This is a genomic window from Serratia sp. KH_031, from assembly GCF_057839655.1.
This window is the reverse complement of sequence record NZ_CM174496.1, coordinates 1,622,578-1,641,774: the sequence shown is the minus strand read 5'-3', so window position 1 is coordinate 1,641,774 and position 19,197 is coordinate 1,622,578. Positions and strand designations below refer to the sequence as shown.

Sequence of the window (19,197 nt, the reverse complement as noted above, 5' to 3'; positions counted from 1 at the left end):
AGCTAAAAAAGCACCTCTCGAGGTGCTTTTTTTGTGGACTGGATCAAAGTTTACAGCAGTGAAAGATTGCTTTTGCGCGCTAGCTTTAGTATTTAACCGGACAATTATTTTGATGCGCGAAATTATTCCCCATCCGCGTTTTAGTTTGAGCTGAATCGATTTACTCGTTTGTCGCTCAGATACAAAGCACGGCATAATGGGGAGCTGATTGAAACGACGCCAAAAATCCGATTTTTTTGATCTGGACTGCCTAAAGCGTCGTTTCCTGTTGCACCGAAGTTCGCCTCTGTACCATAGTCAGGCGCTACGCAGACAAGCTAAAGTCTCGCCGTTAAGCTAAACTTTAGCTCCACAACATTAATCCAATAAGTTGGGGAAACATCAATGTTCCAGCAAGAAGTTACTATTACCGCACCTAATGGCCTGCATACTCGCCCTGCCGCTCAGTTCGTTAAAGAAGCTAAAGGCTTCGCGTCTGACATTACCGTAACCTCTAACGGCAAAAGCGCCAGCGCTAAAAGCCTGTTCAAGCTGCAAACTCTGGGGTTAACCCAAGGTACAGTAGTAACTATTTCAGCTGAAGGTGAAGACGAGCAGAAAGCCGTTGAGCACTTGGTAAAACTGATGGCAGAGCTTGAGTAATCCAGCCCGTCTTTTTAGTTAACACCAGTCAAGAGTAAGGTAGGGTTATGATTTCAGGCATTTTAGTATCACCGGGTATCGCTTTTGGTAAGGCTCTTTTACTGAAAGAAGATGAAATTATCATCAACCGGAAAAAGATCTCTGCAGACCTTGTGGAGCAAGAAGTCTCACGTTTCCTCGCTGGCCGAGCCAAGGCATCCGAGCAGTTGGAAGCCATCAAGACCAAAGCTGGTGAAACCTTCGGCGAAGAGAAGGCCGAAATCTTCGAAGGCCACATCATGTTGCTGGAAGACGAAGAGCTTGAGCAGGAAATCATAGCCCTAATCAAAGACGATCTGGCATCCGCGGACGCCGCGGCTTACACCGTGATCGAAGGCCAGGCGAAAGCACTGGAAGAATTAGACGACGAGTACCTGAAAGAACGTGCGGCTGACGTACGTGACATCGGTAAACGTCTGCTGCAAAACATCCTCGGTCTGGCGATTGTCGATCTAAGCTCCATCAAGAACGAAGTTATCTTGGTGGCGACTGATCTGACCCCGTCCGAAACTGCACAATTGAACCTAGACAAAGTGCTGGGCTTTATTACCGATCTGGGTGGCCGTACTTCTCACACCTCGATCATGGCACGTTCTCTGGAACTGCCTGCCATCGTTGGTACTTCCGACGTCACCAAACAGGTGAAAAACGACGATTACCTGATTCTAGACGCAGTTAACAACAAAATTTACGTTAACCCGACTACCGAAGTAATCGAACAGCTGAAAGCCGCTCAGAAGCAATACGTCACCGAGAAAGACGAACTGGCTAAGCTGAAAGATCTGCCCGCGATTACGCTGGACGGTCATCAGGTTGAAGTTTGTGCCAACATCGGTACCGTGCGCGACGTCGCAGGTGCAGAGCGCAATGGCGCTGAAGGTGTCGGCCTGTACCGTACCGAATTCCTGTTCATGGATCGTGATTCACTGCCAACCGAAGACGAGCAATTCTCAGCGTATAAAGCCGTTGCAGAAGCCGTGGGCTCTCAAGCCGTCATCGTTCGTACCATGGACATTGGCGGTGACAAAGATCTGCCATACATGAACCTGCCGAAAGAAGAGAACCCATTCCTCGGCTGGCGTGCTATCCGTATCGCTATGGATCGTCGTGAAATTTTGCACGCTCAGTTGCGCGCTATCCTACGAGCCTCTGCTTTCGGTAAATTGCGCATCATGTTCCCGATGATTATTTCGGTTGAAGAAGTACGCGATCTGAAAGGCGAATTAGAAACGCTGAAAGCGCAACTACGCGCAGAGGGCAAAGCATTCGACGAAACAATTGAAGTGGGCGTGATGGTGGAAACACCGGCTGCGGCAGTCATCGCTCACCACCTGGCAAAAGAAGTCGACTTCTTTAGTATTGGGACAAACGATCTAACCCAGTATACTCTGGCGGTAGATCGCGGCAACGAGCTGATTTCTCATCTCTATAACCCGATGTCCCCATCAGTGCTTGGCCTGATCAAACAGGTCATTGATGCATCTCACGCGGAAGGTAAGTGGACCGGTATGTGCGGCGAACTGGCTGGCGATGAGCGTGCTACACTGTTGTTATTGGGCATGGGTTTGGATGAGTTTAGCATGAGCGCGATTTCCATCCCACGCATCAAGAAAATTATTCGTAATACGAATTTCGAAGATGTGAAGGCGTTAGCAGCACAAGCCTTGGCACAGCCAACGGCACAAGATCTGATGAACTGTGTGAATAAGTTCATCGAAGAGAAGACTCTCTGCTAAACTTCCACGACACTGGAAAACGCCGCCCAATTTAATGCTTAGGAGAAGATCATGGGTTTGTTCGATAAACTGAAATCTCTGGTTTCTGATGACAAGAAAGACACGGGCACTATCGAGATCGTCGCTCCACTTTCTGGCGAAATCGTCAATATCGAAGATGTACCGGACGTAGTGTTTGCAGAAAAGATCGTTGGTGATGGTATTGCTATCAAACCTGCTGGCAACAAAATGGTTGCTCCAGTTGACGGCACTATTGGTAAAATTTTCGAAACCAACCATGCTTTCTCTATCGAATCCGACAGCGGCATTGAGCTGTTTGTCCACTTCGGTATCGATACTGTTGAACTGAAAGGCGAAGGCTTCAAACGCATCGCTGAAGAAGGTCAACGCGTCAAGAAAGGCGATGTGGTTATCGAGTTCAACCTGGCTCTGTTGGAAGAGAAGGCCAAGTCTACACTGACTCCGGTTGTTATCTCCAACATGGACGAGATCAAAGAACTGATCAAACTGTCTGGCAGCGTCACCGTTGGTGAAACTCCGATCATCCGAATCAAGAAGTAAGCATAGAACGGCATAATACTTGCCCGTTAATAGAGAAGTCTGCTCTCAACATGAGCAGGCTTCTTTTTTATTTCATTTCAATGGTTCCTGTCATCCCCTCACTTGAAGTTAGAATCTGATATTAAATTTTTTCTTACTGTTGATGCTTACGCAGCTAATCAGTGAAATATTTTAATACGAATCGTTTTCACTATCATTGTTAGTATTCTTAAGTACAATCATGGCAACTGGCATTGACCAGGCACACACGTGGTTACTATTAGACCTTTAAAAAGGATACGACTATGGCGTTGCGTTTTTCCTCTCTCGGATCGGTTGCCCTACTGGCTTCATCATTGATGTTGGCATTTTCAACTCAAGCCGCCGATGACCAAAGCATTGTGATTTATAACGCTCAGCACGAAAATCTGGTGAAATCCTGGGTTGACGGCTTCACTAAAGACACGGGTATTAAAGTCACTTTGCGTAATGGCGGCGACAGCGAATTAGGCAACCAACTGGTGCAGGAAGGTAGTGCTTCACCCGCCGATGTGTTCCTGACAGAAAACTCCCCGGCCATGGTATTAGTCGATAACGCCAAATTGTTCGCCCCGCTTGATACCACGACCCTGGCGCAAGTAAAACCGCAATACCGTCCAGAACACGGCCGCTGGGTAGGCATTGCTGCACGCTCCACGGTATTCGTCTATAACCCAGCGAAACTGAGCGAAGCACAGTTGCCAAAATCGCTGCTGGATCTCGCTAAACCCGAATGGAAAGGCCGCTGGGCAGCCTCCCCTTCCGGTGCCGACTTCCAAGCCATTGTCAGCGCGTTATTGGCACTGAAAGGCGAACAAGCCACGCGAGATTGGTTGAAAGCGATGAAAACCAACTTCACCGCCTACAAAGGCAACAGCACAGTGATGAAAGCGGTTAACGCCGGGCAGATCGACAGCGGGGTGATCTATCATTACTACCCGTTTGTTGATAAAGCCAAAACTGGCGAAAACAGCAAAAACGTCAAACTGTACTATTTCAAACATCAAGATCCAGGTGCATTCGTCAGCACCTCTGGTGGTGGCGTTTTGGCTTCCAGCAAACATCCGCAGCAAGCACAAGAGTTCGTGAAGTGGATCACCGGTAAAAAAGGCCAAGAAATCCTGCGCACCAATACCGCGTTCGAATATGCCGTCGGTGTCGGTGCTGCCTCTAATCCTCAACTGGTGCCATTGAAAGATCTGGATGCACCGAAGGTCGATGCTGGGCAATTAAACAGCAAAAAAGTGGTCGAATTGATGACTGAAGTTGGCCTACTGTAATCCCTTTATGTCGATGATTAGTGCAAAACCCCCTGCATTAACGGCACACCATCAATCCCGGCAAAAGCCGGGATTGTGGATCGTGGCCATAGCCGTTGCATTTTCCTTATTGGCATTGATGCCACTAGGTTTTGTCGTCAGCATCGCCTTTGAAACCGGCTGGCCGACGATCAAGACGCTGATATTCCGCCCACGAGTGGGCGAATTACTGCTAAACACCACGCTACTGGTGATCTTCACGTTACCGATCTGCGCCCTTTTGGGAATCACATTGGCTTGGCTAACCGAGCGAACCACCTTGCCGGGACGACGCCTTTGGTCAATATTAGCGACAGCACCACTCGCCGTGCCTGCCTTTGTACAAAGCTATGCGTGGATTAGTTTAGTGCCATCAATGCATGGGCTGGCGGCAGGTGTATTTATCTCAGTGCTCGCCTATTTTCCCTTTATCTATTTGCCTACAGCCGCGGTATTACGGCGACTGGACCCGGCGATTGAAGACGTCGCCACGTCACTCGGCAGTAAGCCTTTGGTGGTGTTTTTTCGTGTAGTGCTTCCACAGCTAAAATTGGCAGTTTGGGGGGGATCTTTATTAATTGCCCTGCATCTGTTGGCGGAATATGGCCTATATGCCATGATCCGTTTCGATACTTTCACCACAGCCATATTCGATCAGTTCCAATCGACCTTTAACGGTCCGGCAGCCAACATGCTGGCGGGTGTATTGGTATTGTGTTGTCTGGTATTACTGATCCTCGAAGCCATCAGCCGAGGTAAAGCGCGCTATGCACGAGTGGGTTCTGGCAGCGCTCGCAATCAAACGCCTTATCGCCTATCACCAACACTTACCCTATTGAGTTTACTGTTACCGTTGGCACTCACCGCGTTAGCATTGGGCGTCCCCTTTATTACTCTCACCCGTTGGTTATTCCTCGGTGGTTCAGAAGCTTGGAGCAACGATGAATTGTTACCGGCGCTACAACAGACTTTAGCCTTGGCGGCCAGTGGCGCACTCATTATCACTTTGTGCGCAATTCCAATGGCGTGGCTTTCGGTACGTTACCCTGCTCGTCTGTATCGTGTCCTAGAAGGCTGTAACTATGTGACCAGTTCTCTACCCGGTATCGTCGTCGCTCTGGCATTAGTTACTATTACTATTCATGCCTTCCGGCCTATCTATCAAACTGAGATCACCCTGCTACTGGCCTATTTATTGATGTTTATGCCACGGGCATTAATCAACTTACGTGCAGGTATCGCTCAGGCTCCAGTTGAACTGGAAAACGTCGCTCGCAGCTTAGGTCGCTCACCCGCACAAGCGTTGTGGAGCACCACTTTGCGACTAGCCGCTCCGGGTGCTGCTGCGGGTGCCGCACTCGTGTTTTTGGCAATCAGCAATGAACTGACCGCCACTTTACTACTCGCACCTAATGGCACCCGCACATTAGCAACCGGTTTTTGGGCACTGACCAGCGAAATAGACTACGTTGCGGCCGCACCTTATGCCCTGATCATGGTGGTATTATCGTTGCCACTCACTTGGCTTCTCTATTCACAATCTAAACGCACGGCAGGTTTATGAGTACGCTTGAACTTCACGCTATCGGTAAGTCTTACAACGGCATCGACGTACTTCAAGGCGTTGACTTGTGTGTAGCCACCGGGAGTCGCACGGCCATTGTTGGCCCTTCTGGCTCGGGTAAAACCACCTTACTGCGTATTATTGCGGGTTTTGAAGTCCCAGACAGTGGTCAGGTGGTTTTGCAAGGGCAAACACTGGCAAATGGCACACATTGGGTGCCCGCTCATCAGCGCGGTATTGGCTTTGTGCCACAAGACGGAGCGCTGTTCCCACACTTTACCGTGGCAGGTAATATCGGTTTTGGTCTGAACGGCAGCAAACAAACCAAACAAAAGCGTATTGATGAACTGATGGATATGGTCGCGCTGGATCGCCGCTTGGCGGCATTGTGGCCACATCAGCTCTCTGGCGGTCAGCAACAACGAGTCGCCTTGGCGCGAGCCTTATCACAGCAACCCAAACTCATGTTGTTAGATGAACCCTTCTCAGCTCTGGATACCGGGCTACGCGCCACCACGCGTAAAGCAGTGGCAGAACTGCTCGCAGAGGCTAAGGTTGCATCGATTCTGGTCACTCACGATCAAGCCGAAGCATTGTCATTTGCTGATCAGGTCGCGGTGATGCGCAACGGGCAATTAGCACAGGTGGGAGCACCACAAGACCTCTATTTGCGTCCGGTGGATGAACCCACTGCAACCTTCCTTGGCGAAACCTTGGTACTTTCTGCCCATTTAGAGCAAGGATGGGCAGATTGCGTGCTGGGGCGCATTGAGGTAGACGATCGCCAACGTAATGGTCACAGTCGCATTATGCTGCGCCCTGAGCAGATTCAACTGAACCTAGCTCCACAGCCAGGACAACGACAAGCTGTCGTCACTCACGTCGATTTTGCAGGTTTTGTTTCGACTCTCACACTGCAAATGACTGACAACCGTACCCGCGTCGAAATCAAAACCATCAGCCGCGAAGGAGTCTACCCTGGTAGCCAAGTCAGTTTGAGTATTTTAGGGCTGGCACATATTTTTGTTAATTAGGGCCTGATGTACTCTCTTCACTGCCAGTGGGGTATTTTTAAGGTGATGACTAACCCACCCCGCTCACCATTTTTCGCCTCAACCTGACCACCATGGGCTAGCACTACTTTACGCGTGATAGCCAATCCCAATCCATAACCCTTACCTGACATAGCAGACTTCACCCGGACAAACGGGTCAAAAATGCTAGAAAGTTTATCTTCTTCAACACCCGGACCTTGATCGCTAACGACGATCTGCAGCCACTGTTCCACACAACTCAACGTGACCAGTACCTGTTGCCTGTGACTGGAAAACCGCAGCGCATTGCGCACTATATTATCCAGCGCCCGCCGCATCAGTTCCGCGTTGCCCTTGACTGTGTATTCCAACTCCTCGTCGGCCTGCAAAACGATTTCTACACCGGGAATTTGTGCTTCGTAACGTGCGTCATTCACCACCGCTTCAAGCAAACCGTACAGATCGAAATATTCTTCATCGGAAAGTTTGTCGTTTTCCGTGCGAGACAAAGCTAGCAGCTCGCCGATCATCTTATCCAACCGCTCCGCTTCGTGTTCAATGCGCTGGAGCGAGTTAGCAACATTATCCGGGTTCTGCCGCGCCAGCCCAATCGCCAATTGCAGGCGAGCCAGCGGTGAACGAAGTTCGTGTGAAACATCATGCAGCAGTTGCTCACGGGCGCTGACCAATACTGCTAAGCGCTCCGCCATTGCATCAAAATCCCGCGCGACATCCGAAAGCTCATCGTGCCTGCGCCGCATAGCTGGGAACAGCCTCACAGCCAGATCACCCTGCGCGACGCGATCCAACCCACCACGCAATTGACGCAATGGACGCGTCAGGTTCCAAGCTAACACCGTACTGAACAATAGACCGCCTAACGCGCCAATCCACAGTAACGGTGCAGGAACGTTGAGAATTCGCCAGCGGCGCTTCCCCGGTCGATACTGATCGCGTACTGCTGCGACATCGTATTTCAACAAATAGCCTTGTTGATTGGGCGCTTGTACCCATTCAACAATATCGCGTGGCAGTTTTTTGTTATTCAACGATTGGATAGTATCCGCGGTTGGAGGAATAGCCATAGGGATGACGCTAAAAAAGCGCCGGTCATCCGATGACCAGTCTGCCATCATCACGTTCAAAGCGGGCATGCCACCACTGCGCAACATCGAAGCCGCTGAGGTCATTTGTAGATTGACCATACGTCGTGCGAAGGTATTTTCCGGCGGTTCATGGCGATTGCCATAAAAGGTGAACGTCGCCCACAGCGCCTGCGTCATGATGATAAATGTCAGCCAGAAACCGAACAGAATTTTCCAGAATAACCGACCGCGTGGCACTCTCATTTGATGCGATAACCGATGCTACGGACGGTTTCGATGCTCAGATTACTCCCCGGTAAAGAGGCGAGCTTCTGTCGAATATTGCTGATATGCACATCTACGCTGCGATCATAAGCCTCACGTGGACGGCCTAATCCTTTCTCTGAAAGCTCATCTTTCGACACCACACGCTCAGGCGCTCGCAACAGTAGTTCCAGCAAATTAAATTCTGATGCTGTGAGATCAAACGGTTGCCCACGCCACTCACTGCTGCGCGTCGAAGGATTCAGTGTTAACGCACTAAAATCGATGTTGCCATGCACTGGCTCTTCATGCCGCAACTCTTCAAAACGACGCATGACTGCCCGCAGACGCGCCACCAGCTCACGTGGATAGCAAGGCTTCGGCATGTAGTCATCGGCTCCCATCTCCAAGCCAATCACCCGATCGATGTTATCGCCCTTCGCCGTTAGCATGATAATCGGTAGGCGACTTTTATTACGCACCTCACGCAATACATCGATTCCGCTCATATCAGGCAGCATGATGTCGAGGATCATGGCGGTATACGCACCGGACAGCGCTCCCGCGATGCCCGCCTTGCCGGTTAATACCAAGGTGGCATCAAATCCCTCACCAGCCAGATATTCACTCAACATGGTGCCTAGTTCGCTGTCGTCATCGACCAATAAAATTTTCATGCTCTGCCTCTTCACCAGATTTGCGCCATTTTCTCGCCGCTACCCTCAGTATGCAGCCGATTTTACGCAATCCTTACATATCATCTCACCATACGTAAAAATCCCGCTGAAACAAGTCTCAGCGGGATTTCGCTCAATAGGGAGAATAGAAAATTAACCAAATACACCGGTAGATAAATAGCGATCGCCACGGTCGCAAATAATGGCGACGATCACACTGCCCGGATTGTCGGCGGCAATACGCAAAGCCCCCGCGACAGCCCCACCAGAGCTAACACCACAGAAAATACCTTCACGCTGTGCTAGTTGACGCATGGTCTGTTCTGCATCCATTTGTTCAATGTCCAGAACTTGATCCACCAGCTCTGAGCGGAAAATCCCCGGCAAATAAGCTGGTGCCCAGCGACGAATACCGGGGATACTGCTCCCTTGCGCCGGTTGCAAGCCGATGATCTGCACTTGCGAGTTTTGTTGTTTCAGATAGTCACCAACACCGGTGATGGTACCGGTTGTTCCCATACTGGAAACAAAATGAGTGATTCGCCCCGAGGTCTGTTGCCAGATCTCCGGTCCAGTAGTGGTGAAATGCGCGTAAGGGTTATCTTGGTTATTGAACTGATCTAATACTTTACCCAGCCCTTGTTGCTGCATGTCCAATGCCATATCACGCGCGCCTTCCATCCCTTGTTCGCGGCTAACCAAAATCAGTTCGGCACCGTAAGCACGCATTGCCGCCTGACGCTCTTGGCTCATGTTTTCTGGCATCAGCAACTTCAAGGGATAACCTTTCAACGCCGCAATCATCGCCAGCGCAATACCCGTGTTACCACTGGTGGCTTCGATCAGCATATCACCTGGTTTGATTTCCCCCCGCAGCTCTGCCTGCTGAATCATCGCCAGCGCGGCACGATCCTTTACTGAGCCAGCTGGGTTATTCCCTTCCAGTTTGACCCATACCTCGCTTTCCAGCCCTGTTGCCAGTCGTTGTAATTTTACTAACGGGGTATTACCGATGCAGTGTTCCAGCGTTGTCACGATCTTTGCCTGTATATATGCCATAAAATAAAAAGGCAACCGCAAGGTCGCCTTTAACGTGGTTTAAAAATTATCAGGCGCTTTTAGCTAATGCAATGGGTTGAAGCAATTGATCACCGGCATACAAGCGCGCATTTAAGCTGCCAACATAGTATCGCCCACCACGCACTGGCGTCGCATTACTTTCTGGCAACACCACGGTGATGGGTTCTTGATGCCAACCAATCGGTTGTACGGTCAATTGCCAATAATGCCCACGAGGGCTGACTTCGAGTACCTGCACCGGCAACGGGCAACGAGCGCTGCTCTCGGTACCAATTTCCATTTCCCACGGACGTAGGAACAGATCGACACTGCCCTGATGCATGGGTTGGAATGATAACGGCCACTGGTGCGCGCCGACAAACAGTTGCGAGCCACGGATTTCACCGTTCAAGCGGTTAACTTCGCCCATAAACTCCAGCACGAAACGACTAGCAGGATCACGCATGATTTCTTCCGGTGACCCCACCTGCTCGATGTTCCCCTGACTCATCACCACGATACGATCAGCGACTTCCATCGCCTCTTCTTGATCGTGAGTCACAAACACGCTGGTGAATTTCAATTCTTCATGCAGTTGACGCAACCAGCGGCGCAGCTCTTTACGCACTTGCGCATCCAACGCGCCAAACGGCTCATCCAGCAGCAGAATTTGTGGCTCTACCGCCAATGCCCGCGCCAGAGCTACACGCTGTTTCTGACCACCGGAAAGCTGCGACGGATAGCGGTTAGCTAAATGCGCCAATTGCACCATTTCTAACAATTGGGTCACTTTCTGTTTGATCGCCGCCGCATTTGGACGTTCACGCCGTGGTAACACCGTCAGACCAAAGGCGATGTTATCGAATACCGTCATATGGCGGAATAAAGCGTAATGCTGGAACACGAAACCAACACGGCGGTCGCGTGCATGAACATTGCTGACGTCGGTGCCGTGGAAACCCAATCGGCCACCATTTTGGCTTTCCAGCCCGGCGATAATCCGCAGCAAAGTGGTTTTCCCCGAGCCGGAAGGCCCCAGCAGCGCCACCATTTCACCGGAGGAAATATCGAGTGAGATGTCGTTCAATACCTTGGTACGACCGAAGAATTTATTGATGCCTTTAATCTCAATGCTCATGATTTTCCTCCCGCTCGAGGCGAATGTTCTGGCGTTCTAATCGCCATTGCAGCGCACTCTTTAAAAATAGGGTAATGATCGCCATCAGGGTCAACAGCGCGGCCGCGGTAAACGAGCCAACGGTGTTGTAGTCTTGTTGCAGTAATTCAACCTGTAACGGCAAACTGTAGGTTTCGCCGCGAATCGAACCTGAAACCACGGATACCGCGCCAAACTCACCAATAGCGCGCGCATTGGTTAACACCACGCCGTACAGTAATGCCCAACGAATATTGGGCAAGGTGACGCGGCGGAACATTTGCCAACCAGAAGCGCCCAGCAATACCGCGGCTTCATCTTCTTGACTACCTTGGCTCAGCATCATCGGCACTAGTTCGCGCACCACAAATGGACAGGTGACAAACACCGTCACTAACACCATGCCCGGCCAAGAGAACATCAACTGAATATCGTGCTGATCCAACCAACCGCCCAGCAAACCATTACTGCCGTACAACAACAGATAAATCAGCCCCGCCACCACCGGTGAGACGGCGAAAGGGATGTCGATCAGCGTTAACAGCAATTGACGGCCAGGGAAGGTAAAACGTGTAACCAACCACGCCAGCAAGGTGCCAAAAATCAAGTTCACTGGCACGGTGATCAATGCAATCAACACCGTTAACCAGATGGCATGCAACATGTCAGCATCGATCAGGTTGCGCCACATTTCGCCTGTCCCTTTCGAGAACGCTTCGGCGAAAATCGAAATCATCGGGATCACCAACAGCAATACCGAGAACAGTACGCCGATGGCGATCAATGCCCATTTACCCCAGTTCACCCGAGGGCGCTCTACGCCGTTGAATGCAGAAATATCAGCCATCAGTGCCCCCCGATACGTTTGCCAAAGCGGCTTTGCAGGGTATTAATGCTAAACAGCAGCAATAATGAAGCGGCCAGAATCACTGAAGCAATGGCGCTGGCAGCGGGATAATCGAACTCTTGTAAACGCACAAAAATCATTAATGAAGTCACTTCCGTTTTCCAAGCGATGTTACCGGCGATAAAAATCACTGCGCCAAACTCCCCCAAGCTACGGGTGAAGGAGATTGCTGTGCCCGCTAACAACGCAGGAGCCACTTCTGGCAACACCACGCGGCGAAAACTTTGCCAACGCGTCGCGCCTAATGTTTCTGCCGCTTCTTCGTATTCCGGCCCTAATTCTTCCAGCACCGGCTGTACGGTTCGCACCACAAACGGCAGGCTGGTAAACGCCATCGCCACCGCAATGCCCAACCAAGTGAAGGTGACTTTGATGTCAAAATGCGCCAACCATTGCCCATACCAACCCGTGGTGGAAAACAATCCGGCCAGCGTCAACCCCGCCACCGCGGTCGGTAAGGCGAACGGTAAATCAATCAAACCATCCAGCAGTGAACGACCGGGGAAACGGTAACGGGTCAAGATCCACGCCATCAACATACCGAACAACGCGTTAAACAGGCTCGCCACCGCTGCAGCCAACAAAGTGACTTTATAAGCCGCCACCACTTGTGGGCTGGAGATCACTTCCCAATACTGCGCCAGACTCATTTGCGCCAATTGCATCACCAGCGCACTGAGTGGCAATAGCAGGATCAAACAGGTGTAAAACAGGCTGCTTCCCAAGCTGAGACCAAAGCCGGGGAGTACCCGTTTGCTGGACGATAAATTAGTTAAGGCCAACATCACTTACGCCCTGCAGCCAACAGTTGGTCTAACTCTCCACCGGTAGTGAAATGCGTTTTCATCACCTGCGGCCAACCACCAAATTGATCTTCCACGCGAAATAGTTTGGTATCCGGGAATTGGCTTTTCGCCGCCGCCATCGCCTGTTTGTCATAGGCGCGGTAGTAGAAGCTGGTAATCACCTGCTGAGCCGCTGGACTGTAGAGATAGTTCAGATAATCCTTCGCGACTTGCTCAGTGCCATTCTTCTCGACGTTTTTGTCGATCCAAGCCACTGGGAACTCGGCCAAAATATCCACTGGCGGTACGATCACTTCGTATTGATCGTTCGGATATTGCTTACGGATGTTATTGACTTCAGATTCGAAACTGATCAACACATCGCCTAAGCCACGCTCAACGAAAGTAGTGGTTGCACCGCGGCCACCAGTGTCAAACACTTCCACATTTTTCAGGAAACGCGTCATAAATTCGCGAGTTTTGGCCTGATCGTTACCATCGGCTTGGCTCGCTGCGCCCCAGGCGGCCAGATAGGTATAACGGCCATTGCCAGAGGTTTTAGGATTCGGGAATACCAGCTTCACGTCATCACGCACTAGATCGTTCCAGGTATGAATACCTTTTGGATTCCCCTTGCGTACCAGAAACGCCATGGTGGAATAGAACGGTGAACTGTTGTTAGGTAAACGCGTCTGCCAATCCGCCGGGATCAACTTGCCGCGCTCATGCAGGATCTGCACATCAGTAACTTGGTTATACGTCACGACGTCGGCACGTAACCCTTGCAGGATCGCTAATGCTTGTTTGGATGAGCCAGCGTGAGACTGTTTGATGGTCAGTTTGTCGTTAGGGTGCTGCTGATTCCACTGTTGTTCAAAGCCTGGATTCAACGCTGCAAACAATTCACGGGAAACATCATAAGAGCTATTCAGTAATTCAGCCGCCGAAGCCGCACCGCTGGCTAACAGCGTCGCTGCCAACCACCCTTTCAGCATGAAATTTTTAACCCGTGTCTGTTTCATTCTGCACCTTAATACCAGAGTCAATCAGTTGGGCTTTCGCCCCAATGTTGTCCAGTGTATTTATAACTCGGTGCATAGCTGTAACGGTTTTATATACCGTTTGGTGATGTGCAAGCATCAAATGCTATAAGGCAGGTGGAATGCGGGGTGTTGCTGCGAGTGAACGTGGTCAGAACGCTGGCTCAGCGCCAAATTCACTCAGGAATAAAGACCGCGGGGGAAACATTGAAACGTTTAGCTAACGCGGTGATATGGCCAATCGTCAATGCGCGTTTTCCATTGAGAATTTGGCTCACAAGAGAACGTTTACCAATTTCGTTTTCAAAATCCCCCTGCTTAAGTCCATATTGTTCCATCAATACACGCAGTGCAGCCACGCCCTGTGGAAGTTCAGCAATACGAACATTGAACTGCGTAAATTCAGGCGCACTGTCTTCGTAGGCGGAAATTCGGGCTGAAAGGAGCTCGATCAGTGGGCTTGTTTCGTCAATTTCTAATAAATATTCGACGACTACCAACGCTTCAAGATAGGCCTGACGTGAAGGATTATCGCCTAGCAAGGGCAGTTTTCGGACCAACATATTGGTTTCTTTGACAGTTTCGGTAATCATTCAGGACTCCTTCTATACTGCTTAATCAGTTTTTCGTATTCGGCATGAGTAACAATATGCTTTACAAAAATCTTTTGTATTTCAAAGCTGGCAAAAAATATAACTCTCAAATTATTCCCGCCAACATCGATAACCCACCATTTATCTTTGTATTTCATTCGATCAAGGCTAGGAAATAGTTGTTTTATACCTTCTGGTGTTTTAAAGCACTCTTTTTTCAATACCTTGTAAACAGCATCCAGTGAGTCTGCATCATTCGGATATCGCCTTGCAGCTTCATTGAAAGGTTCCCTTGAAATAATATGCATCCTCCCTCCTGTTCACATCATGTAAACATGATAATCTCTAATATCGGAGTTTACAAGATGTAAACAATGAAGTAGTATTTGCTGATTATCGAGATAAATTGAGTTTCGCTTTGAATGGCAGTACAAACAGCGGAACCACAACGATGGCTCCGCCGTAAGATTTACAGTGACAGCAGACGTGTCAGAGATGGGGCGAAGTAGTAGCTACCGGTAACCGGGCGGCTGAAACGTAACAGTTGGTCACGCTTGCCGTCCAGATCGCCGAACATACTCAGCAATTGCTGTTCGATGTTGTGCAGACGGGCGCAATAAGCAATGAAATACAGGCCATGCTTGCCGCTGGCGGTGCCATACGGCAGGCTTTGGCGCAAAATTTTCAGCCCTTTACCGTTTTCTTTCAGATCAACACGGCTGACGTGCGAAGTGTCTGGGCGTTGATCCGATGGCAACTCTTCGCTGTCGTGCTTGGTACGGCCGATAATCTGCTCTTGCTGTTCGGTGGTGAAACGTTGCCATTGGCGCAGGTTATGTTCATAACGCTGTACCAGCACATAACTGCCACCTTCATCTTCCTCACCTTTCGCAATGGCCGCCACTTCAGGGCGCTGCTCGCCCTGCGGATTTTCAGTGCCGTCGATAAAGCCGCTCAGATCGCGCTCTTCCACCCAGCGGAAACCGTGGGTCTCTTCATCAATTTTGACGATATTGCCAAATGCCGCCAACGCTGCTTGAGCGAGCGTGAAGTTAACATCATGACGCAGAGATTGAATATGGATCAGCATGTCACGCTGCGTGGCTGGAGCCAGTCCTTTGCCCAGTGGAGTGAAAGGCTTCAGCTCTTTAGCACCTTGACCACTGGAAAGGTCGTGCCAAACGTCATAACCAAAGGCGATTACCGCACCTAATTTTGCATCTGGAAATTGCTGCTGTAACTCGGCCAGACTCTGACAAAACTGTTTGCAGCCTTGGCGCAGCTGCGCAAATTCACCTTGCACCGTGGCTTCCATAAAGATGGCAAAACGGCAGTGCTCTAACAAAATGCCGCTCTGAATCTGTGTCATGTGATTCTTCCTCATAGCAATTTCAGACAATAGTGCGGGCATGATACTCCATCCCTGCCAGATTACCTTGCCCAAACGCAACGATTATTGGGGGTTGGCATGCCAGATAATTTTGCTGATGGTCCAGCTTTTCAGTGTATCGTCAGGTGGAATAATGTCTTGTGGGCCAGCCCATTTACCGTCAAAAATGTAGGTAACATACTTACTTTGGTTCGCCACACACTCCACTTTGCCCGCATCTTCTCCCTCCGCAAGCTTACAGGCGCCAAAGGCTTTACTGTACAAATCGCCAAATGGCGTTCCGAGTTTGCTACCCCATTCGGTGGCAATTTTGCTATCCATCACATCAACCCGCTGGGCGTGCCCTTTAGGTTCACCGGTGATCACCAGTTTCACCTCATTGCCGTCCATCGCCTGATAATAAGAGACAATTTGCCCATTATTGGTCGCCATCCCACCACGTAGGCGGTAGTCATTATTCAAACCTTTGCTGATATCGCTATCCGACATCGGCGTGCCCGCGTTAATACCGCCAACACCTTTACTACTGACGGTAACATCATCACCAAACCAATTGAGTGGCGACAAACTGGACCAAGAGAAACCAGACATCGTAGAACATCCGGTCAATAACAGCGGCAACCCTAACAGTAGAGGGCGAATATTCATCTCAAAGCTCCTTTAGTGGCAAAACCTGCCATATTTTGCGTAGCAGATTCTCATAACTGTCTACGTTGTGCCATCGGTTGCGAAGTTGGAGTGTAGAAAATGCGAAAAGTGCCGCAAAGATATGATCATAATGATGATTCCACCGGGGCAAAACAGGCCTTCAAACGCTGATTCAACAACAAATAACTGAACGATAAAGCATCGAGTAGGATCAAAATAATGTCTACCGCAGGCTCATTACTTTCCTGTAACCACAGGCTATACAGCGAGCCCCCCAGCGCAGCCAATATCGAGCCACAAAGCACCCAGCGCCAGCTCTGCCATAAGCGTAGCCAGTGCTGACGCCTGCCGCCTATCAAGAATGCCAACGCTGCAGGTAATCCAAGCAGAATACCGTACCAAAACCGTTGGGTATCAGGGTAGAACAGCTGTAGTAAGGTTTCCCCCTGTTGCCGTGAGGCTCCGGCCATCACAAACAGTATCCAGGTTCGTGCCTGAAGAATTAATACACCCCAAAACCACAGCGGGAGTCGCAATACGCCGTGGTGATCGTAGTCGTCAGGGGAAAAATGGTTCGCTGAGCCAGACAAAACTGCTTCCTTAACAAAATAATGATGCTCTTATAGATGGTAGTTGTTACTTACGATTTCAATGTATCGCCTTAAGAAGCAGTTAAGAACTTTGTGCTTTAATACACCACATCAAGCAAACAAACTGACTAACAAATAAGGAAATACAACCATGAAAAAATACGCTTTCGCCGCTCTGATCGCTCTGTGCAGTGCACCGGTTCTGGCTCAAGGTGGCTTCTCTGGCCCAAACGCAACCGCAGCACAACCGACGACCAACAATCAGCAAGGCGGTTTTTCTGGTCCTGACATCAGCCTGACCACGGTAAATAAAATCACCTCGATGAGTGACGATGCTTGGGTGATGTTGCAAGGGAATATCGTGCAACAAGTTGGGCACGATACCTACACTTTCCGCGACAATACAGGCACTGTAACGGTAGAGATCGACCAGAAACGTTGGCAGGGTCTGAATGTGACACCACAGGATAGAGTCCAATTGAAAGGTGAAGTCGATAAAGACTGGAACCGTTTGGAAGTGGATGTGAAAGAAATCCGTAAAATGCAGTAATTTGACAATACGGGCGGTGGCTACACCGCCCGCAATTAATATTCCTGATCTTCAATCAGACGCTTACCCAAGTTGGTCACGGCTTGGATCTCGTAACCCAATTTCTCATACATTTCGATCACCGCGTCACTGTCTTCACGCACCATGATCTGGATTTTCGGGCAGCCACGTGCCATTAATTTTTTTTCTAGTCGGTTAATCAACGCATTGGCGATACCACGTCCACGATAGTCTGGATGCACGCCAAGGTAGTATGCCGAACCACGATGTCCATCATAACCGCCCATCACTGAACCCACGACTTCACCGCCGACTTCCGCGACCAAGAACAGCTCCGGGTCGTGATTCAGTTTGCGTTCAATATCCATCTCAGGGTCGTTCCACGGACGCAGCAGATCGCACCGCTCCCATAGCGTGATGACCTCTTCAAAATCGTCTTGTCGAAATACGCGAATTTCCATTGATGTTGGCCACTGTTAATTAACATGTTTATTTGATTATCGCGTGATTATGCATATGTGCAATATCAAACTGATATTTCTCCGCCATTTAGCCACAAATCGCGGTAACAAAAGTAATAAATGGTAATAGTTATCCGATCGATTAATGACAATCAAAACGCTATAACATCACAAAATAAGATTTCCTGAAAGAGCGCGATATTAATGAAAAAGCTGACTAAATCCTTCTTCAACTTTAAGCCGCTCACCACTTCCCCGACTCGACGTCAACTTTTGCTTTCTGGTCTGGCATTAACGTTATTAGGCAACCAAACAGCGTCAGCCACTACCACTCTGCTGCAAAACCCGCACAGTAAGCCAGCAACCAAACCGGCTGGGAGCAAAAAATTGGTGATGATCGATCCCGGTCACGGCGGTATTGATTCAGGCGCGGTCGGTCATGAAGGTTCGGAAGAAAAACATGTGGTGCTGGAGATTGCTAATCATGTTCGGCGTTTTTTACATCAACACGATCATGTTGAAGTGCGCCTGACGCGAGAAAATGACGAATTTATTCCTTTGTTTGAACGTGTCGAAATCGCCCACCAGCATCAAGCGGATCTGTTTCTTTCGATCCACGCAGATGGTTTTACTAGCCCGGAGGCTTCCGGCGCATCGGTGTTTGCACTGTCTAATCGCGGTGCCAGCAGCGCGATGGCACGTTACCTGTCCAAACGCGAGAACGCAGCCGACGAAGTCGCCGGGGGTAAATACCAACAGCAGGATAACTATTTACAACAGGTGTTGTTCGATTTGGTGCAAACCGACACTATCAACAACAGTCTGACGCTGGGGCATCACGTGCTTAGCCAAATTCGACCGGTACATCATCTGCACAGCAACAGCACCGAACAAGCCGCATTTGCGGTGTTGAAATCCCCTTCCATTCCTTCGGTTCTAGTCGAAACCTCATTTATTACCAATCCGAGTGAAGAACAATTGTTAGGCACGACCGCGTTTCGCGAAAAAATAGCCCGCGCCATTGCCGATGGCATCATCAATTTCTTTAGCTATTATGATGCTCACGAGCGCAGGCCGCGCTAAACTTGGGTTCCCATTTT

General features: G+C 49.8%; 21 protein-coding genes. 8 read left to right on the top strand and 13 right to left on the bottom strand.

The genetic code is table 11. From position 1 onward, the window contains the following. Positions 1-384 precede the first annotated feature (384 nt). The 6 genes from ptsH (at position 385) to AC3ISQ_RS07225 (ending at position 6,892) form a co-directional block, all read left to right on the top strand. A complete protein-coding gene (gene ptsH / locus AC3ISQ_RS07250; protein ID WP_033635455.1) occupies positions 385-642 on the top strand; it encodes a phosphocarrier protein Hpr in 258 nt (85 codons plus the stop codon). Between the two features lie 47 nt (positions 643-689). Continuing rightward, positions 690-2,417 carry a phosphoenolpyruvate-protein phosphotransferase PtsI gene (ptsI, locus tag AC3ISQ_RS07245; protein WP_489351881.1) on the top strand — a complete coding sequence of 576 codons (1,728 nt, stop codon included), beginning with the start codon at positions 690-692 and terminating at the stop codon, positions 2,415-2,417. Positions 2,418-2,468: 51 nt separating this feature from the next. Further along, on the top strand, positions 2,469-2,978 hold the full coding sequence (crr, locus tag AC3ISQ_RS07240; RefSeq protein ID WP_142014508.1) for a PTS glucose transporter subunit IIA: 510 nt from the start codon (positions 2,469-2,471) through the stop codon (positions 2,976-2,978). A gap of 284 nt (positions 2,979-3,262) precedes the next feature. Beyond that, complete coding sequence (locus AC3ISQ_RS07235) at positions 3,263-4,276, top strand: iron ABC transporter substrate-binding protein (protein WP_489351879.1); 1,014 nt, start codon at positions 3,263-3,265, stop codon at positions 4,274-4,276. Positions 4,277-4,394: 118 nt separating this feature from the next. Further along, positions 4,395-5,858 (top strand): ABC transporter permease, encoded by a 1,464-nt coding sequence (locus AC3ISQ_RS07230; RefSeq protein WP_489353170.1) that lies wholly within the window; start codon positions 4,395-4,397, stop codon positions 5,856-5,858. Further along, a complete protein-coding gene (locus AC3ISQ_RS07225; RefSeq protein ID WP_489351877.1) occupies positions 5,855-6,892 on the top strand; it encodes an ABC transporter ATP-binding protein in 1,038 nt (345 codons plus the stop codon). The genes AC3ISQ_RS07230 and AC3ISQ_RS07225 overlap by 4 nt, the downstream gene beginning before the upstream one ends. A 17-nt stretch (positions 6,893-6,909) precedes the next feature. Here the strand turns inward: AC3ISQ_RS07225 and AC3ISQ_RS07220 are convergent, their stop codons facing one another. The 12 genes from AC3ISQ_RS07220 to AC3ISQ_RS07165 all read right to left on the bottom strand — a co-directional run bounded on the left by AC3ISQ_RS07220 (position 6,910) and on the right by AC3ISQ_RS07165 (position 17,086). Next, positions 6,910-8,241 (bottom strand): ATP-binding protein, encoded by a 1,332-nt coding sequence (locus AC3ISQ_RS07220; RefSeq protein WP_489351875.1) that lies wholly within the window; start codon positions 8,239-8,241, stop codon positions 6,910-6,912. Further along, positions 8,238-8,918 (bottom strand): response regulator transcription factor, encoded by a 681-nt coding sequence (locus AC3ISQ_RS07215; RefSeq protein WP_489351873.1) that lies wholly within the window; start codon positions 8,916-8,918, stop codon positions 8,238-8,240. The genes AC3ISQ_RS07220 and AC3ISQ_RS07215 overlap by 4 nt, the downstream gene beginning before the upstream one ends. Before the next feature lie 153 nt (positions 8,919-9,071). Further along, positions 9,072-9,953, bottom strand: coding sequence for a cysteine synthase CysM (gene cysM / locus AC3ISQ_RS07210; protein ID WP_489351871.1), 882 nt, complete (start codon positions 9,951-9,953; stop codon positions 9,072-9,074). A 73-nt stretch (positions 9,954-10,026) separates the two neighbouring features. After that, a complete protein-coding gene (gene cysA, locus AC3ISQ_RS07205) occupies positions 10,027-11,115 on the bottom strand; it encodes a sulfate/thiosulfate ABC transporter ATP-binding protein CysA (RefSeq protein WP_489351869.1) in 1,089 nt (362 codons plus the stop codon). Next, complete coding sequence (gene cysW, locus AC3ISQ_RS07200; RefSeq protein WP_489351867.1) at positions 11,105-11,980, bottom strand: sulfate/thiosulfate ABC transporter permease CysW; 876 nt, start codon at positions 11,978-11,980, stop codon at positions 11,105-11,107. Before cysW ends, cysA begins: the two co-directional genes overlap by 11 nt. Beyond that, on the bottom strand, positions 11,980-12,825 hold the full coding sequence (cysT, locus tag AC3ISQ_RS07195) for a sulfate/thiosulfate ABC transporter permease CysT (protein WP_489351865.1): 846 nt from the start codon (positions 12,823-12,825) through the stop codon (positions 11,980-11,982). The genes cysW and cysT overlap by 1 nt, the downstream gene beginning before the upstream one ends. Continuing rightward, positions 12,825-13,847 (bottom strand): sulfate ABC transporter substrate-binding protein, encoded by a 1,023-nt coding sequence (locus tag AC3ISQ_RS07190; RefSeq protein ID WP_489351864.1) that lies wholly within the window; start codon positions 13,845-13,847, stop codon positions 12,825-12,827. Before AC3ISQ_RS07190 ends, cysT begins: the two co-directional genes overlap by 1 nt. Positions 13,848-14,041: 194 nt before the next feature. After that, the gene (locus AC3ISQ_RS07185; RefSeq protein ID WP_489351862.1) at positions 14,042-14,458 is read right to left on the bottom strand and encodes a helix-turn-helix domain-containing protein; all 417 of its coding nucleotides are present in this window, start codon (positions 14,456-14,458) and stop codon (positions 14,042-14,044) included. Then, the gene (locus tag AC3ISQ_RS07180; protein ID WP_489351860.1) at positions 14,455-14,766 is read right to left on the bottom strand and encodes a type II toxin-antitoxin system HigB family toxin; all 312 of its coding nucleotides are present in this window, start codon (positions 14,764-14,766) and stop codon (positions 14,455-14,457) included. Before AC3ISQ_RS07180 ends, AC3ISQ_RS07185 begins: the two co-directional genes overlap by 4 nt. Positions 14,767-14,927: 161 nt before the next feature. Next, entirely contained in the window at positions 14,928-15,827 is a 900-nt protein-coding gene (locus AC3ISQ_RS07175) for a Dyp-type peroxidase (RefSeq protein ID WP_489351858.1), read from the bottom strand. Positions 15,828-15,911: 84 nt separating this feature from the next. Continuing rightward, the gene (locus AC3ISQ_RS07170; RefSeq protein WP_489351851.1) at positions 15,912-16,496 is read right to left on the bottom strand and encodes an RpoE-regulated lipoprotein; all 585 of its coding nucleotides are present in this window, start codon (positions 16,494-16,496) and stop codon (positions 15,912-15,914) included. Between the two features lie 125 nt (positions 16,497-16,621). Next, on the bottom strand, positions 16,622-17,086 hold the full coding sequence (locus AC3ISQ_RS07165; RefSeq protein WP_489351849.1) for a DUF2919 domain-containing protein: 465 nt from the start codon (positions 17,084-17,086) through the stop codon (positions 16,622-16,624). 151 nt (positions 17,087-17,237) lie between these two features. Between AC3ISQ_RS07165 and AC3ISQ_RS07160 the strand changes: the two genes are divergently transcribed. Further along, positions 17,238-17,636, top strand: a complete 399-nt coding sequence (locus AC3ISQ_RS07160; RefSeq protein ID WP_489351847.1) for a YgiW/YdeI family stress tolerance OB fold protein — start codon at positions 17,238-17,240, stop codon at positions 17,634-17,636. Between the two features lie 35 nt (positions 17,637-17,671). On the opposite strand, the gene AC3ISQ_RS07155 is transcribed toward AC3ISQ_RS07160, so the two are convergent. After that, a complete protein-coding gene (locus AC3ISQ_RS07155) occupies positions 17,672-18,097 on the bottom strand; it encodes a GNAT family acetyltransferase (protein WP_489351845.1) in 426 nt (141 codons plus the stop codon). A gap of 204 nt (positions 18,098-18,301) precedes the next feature. On the opposite strand from AC3ISQ_RS07155, the gene amiA reads away from it, so the two are divergent. Then, positions 18,302-19,180 carry an N-acetylmuramoyl-L-alanine amidase AmiA gene (gene amiA, locus AC3ISQ_RS07150; protein WP_489351843.1) on the top strand — a complete coding sequence of 293 codons (879 nt, stop codon included), beginning with the start codon at positions 18,302-18,304 and terminating at the stop codon, positions 19,178-19,180. Positions 19,181-19,197: the final 17 nt, after the last annotated feature.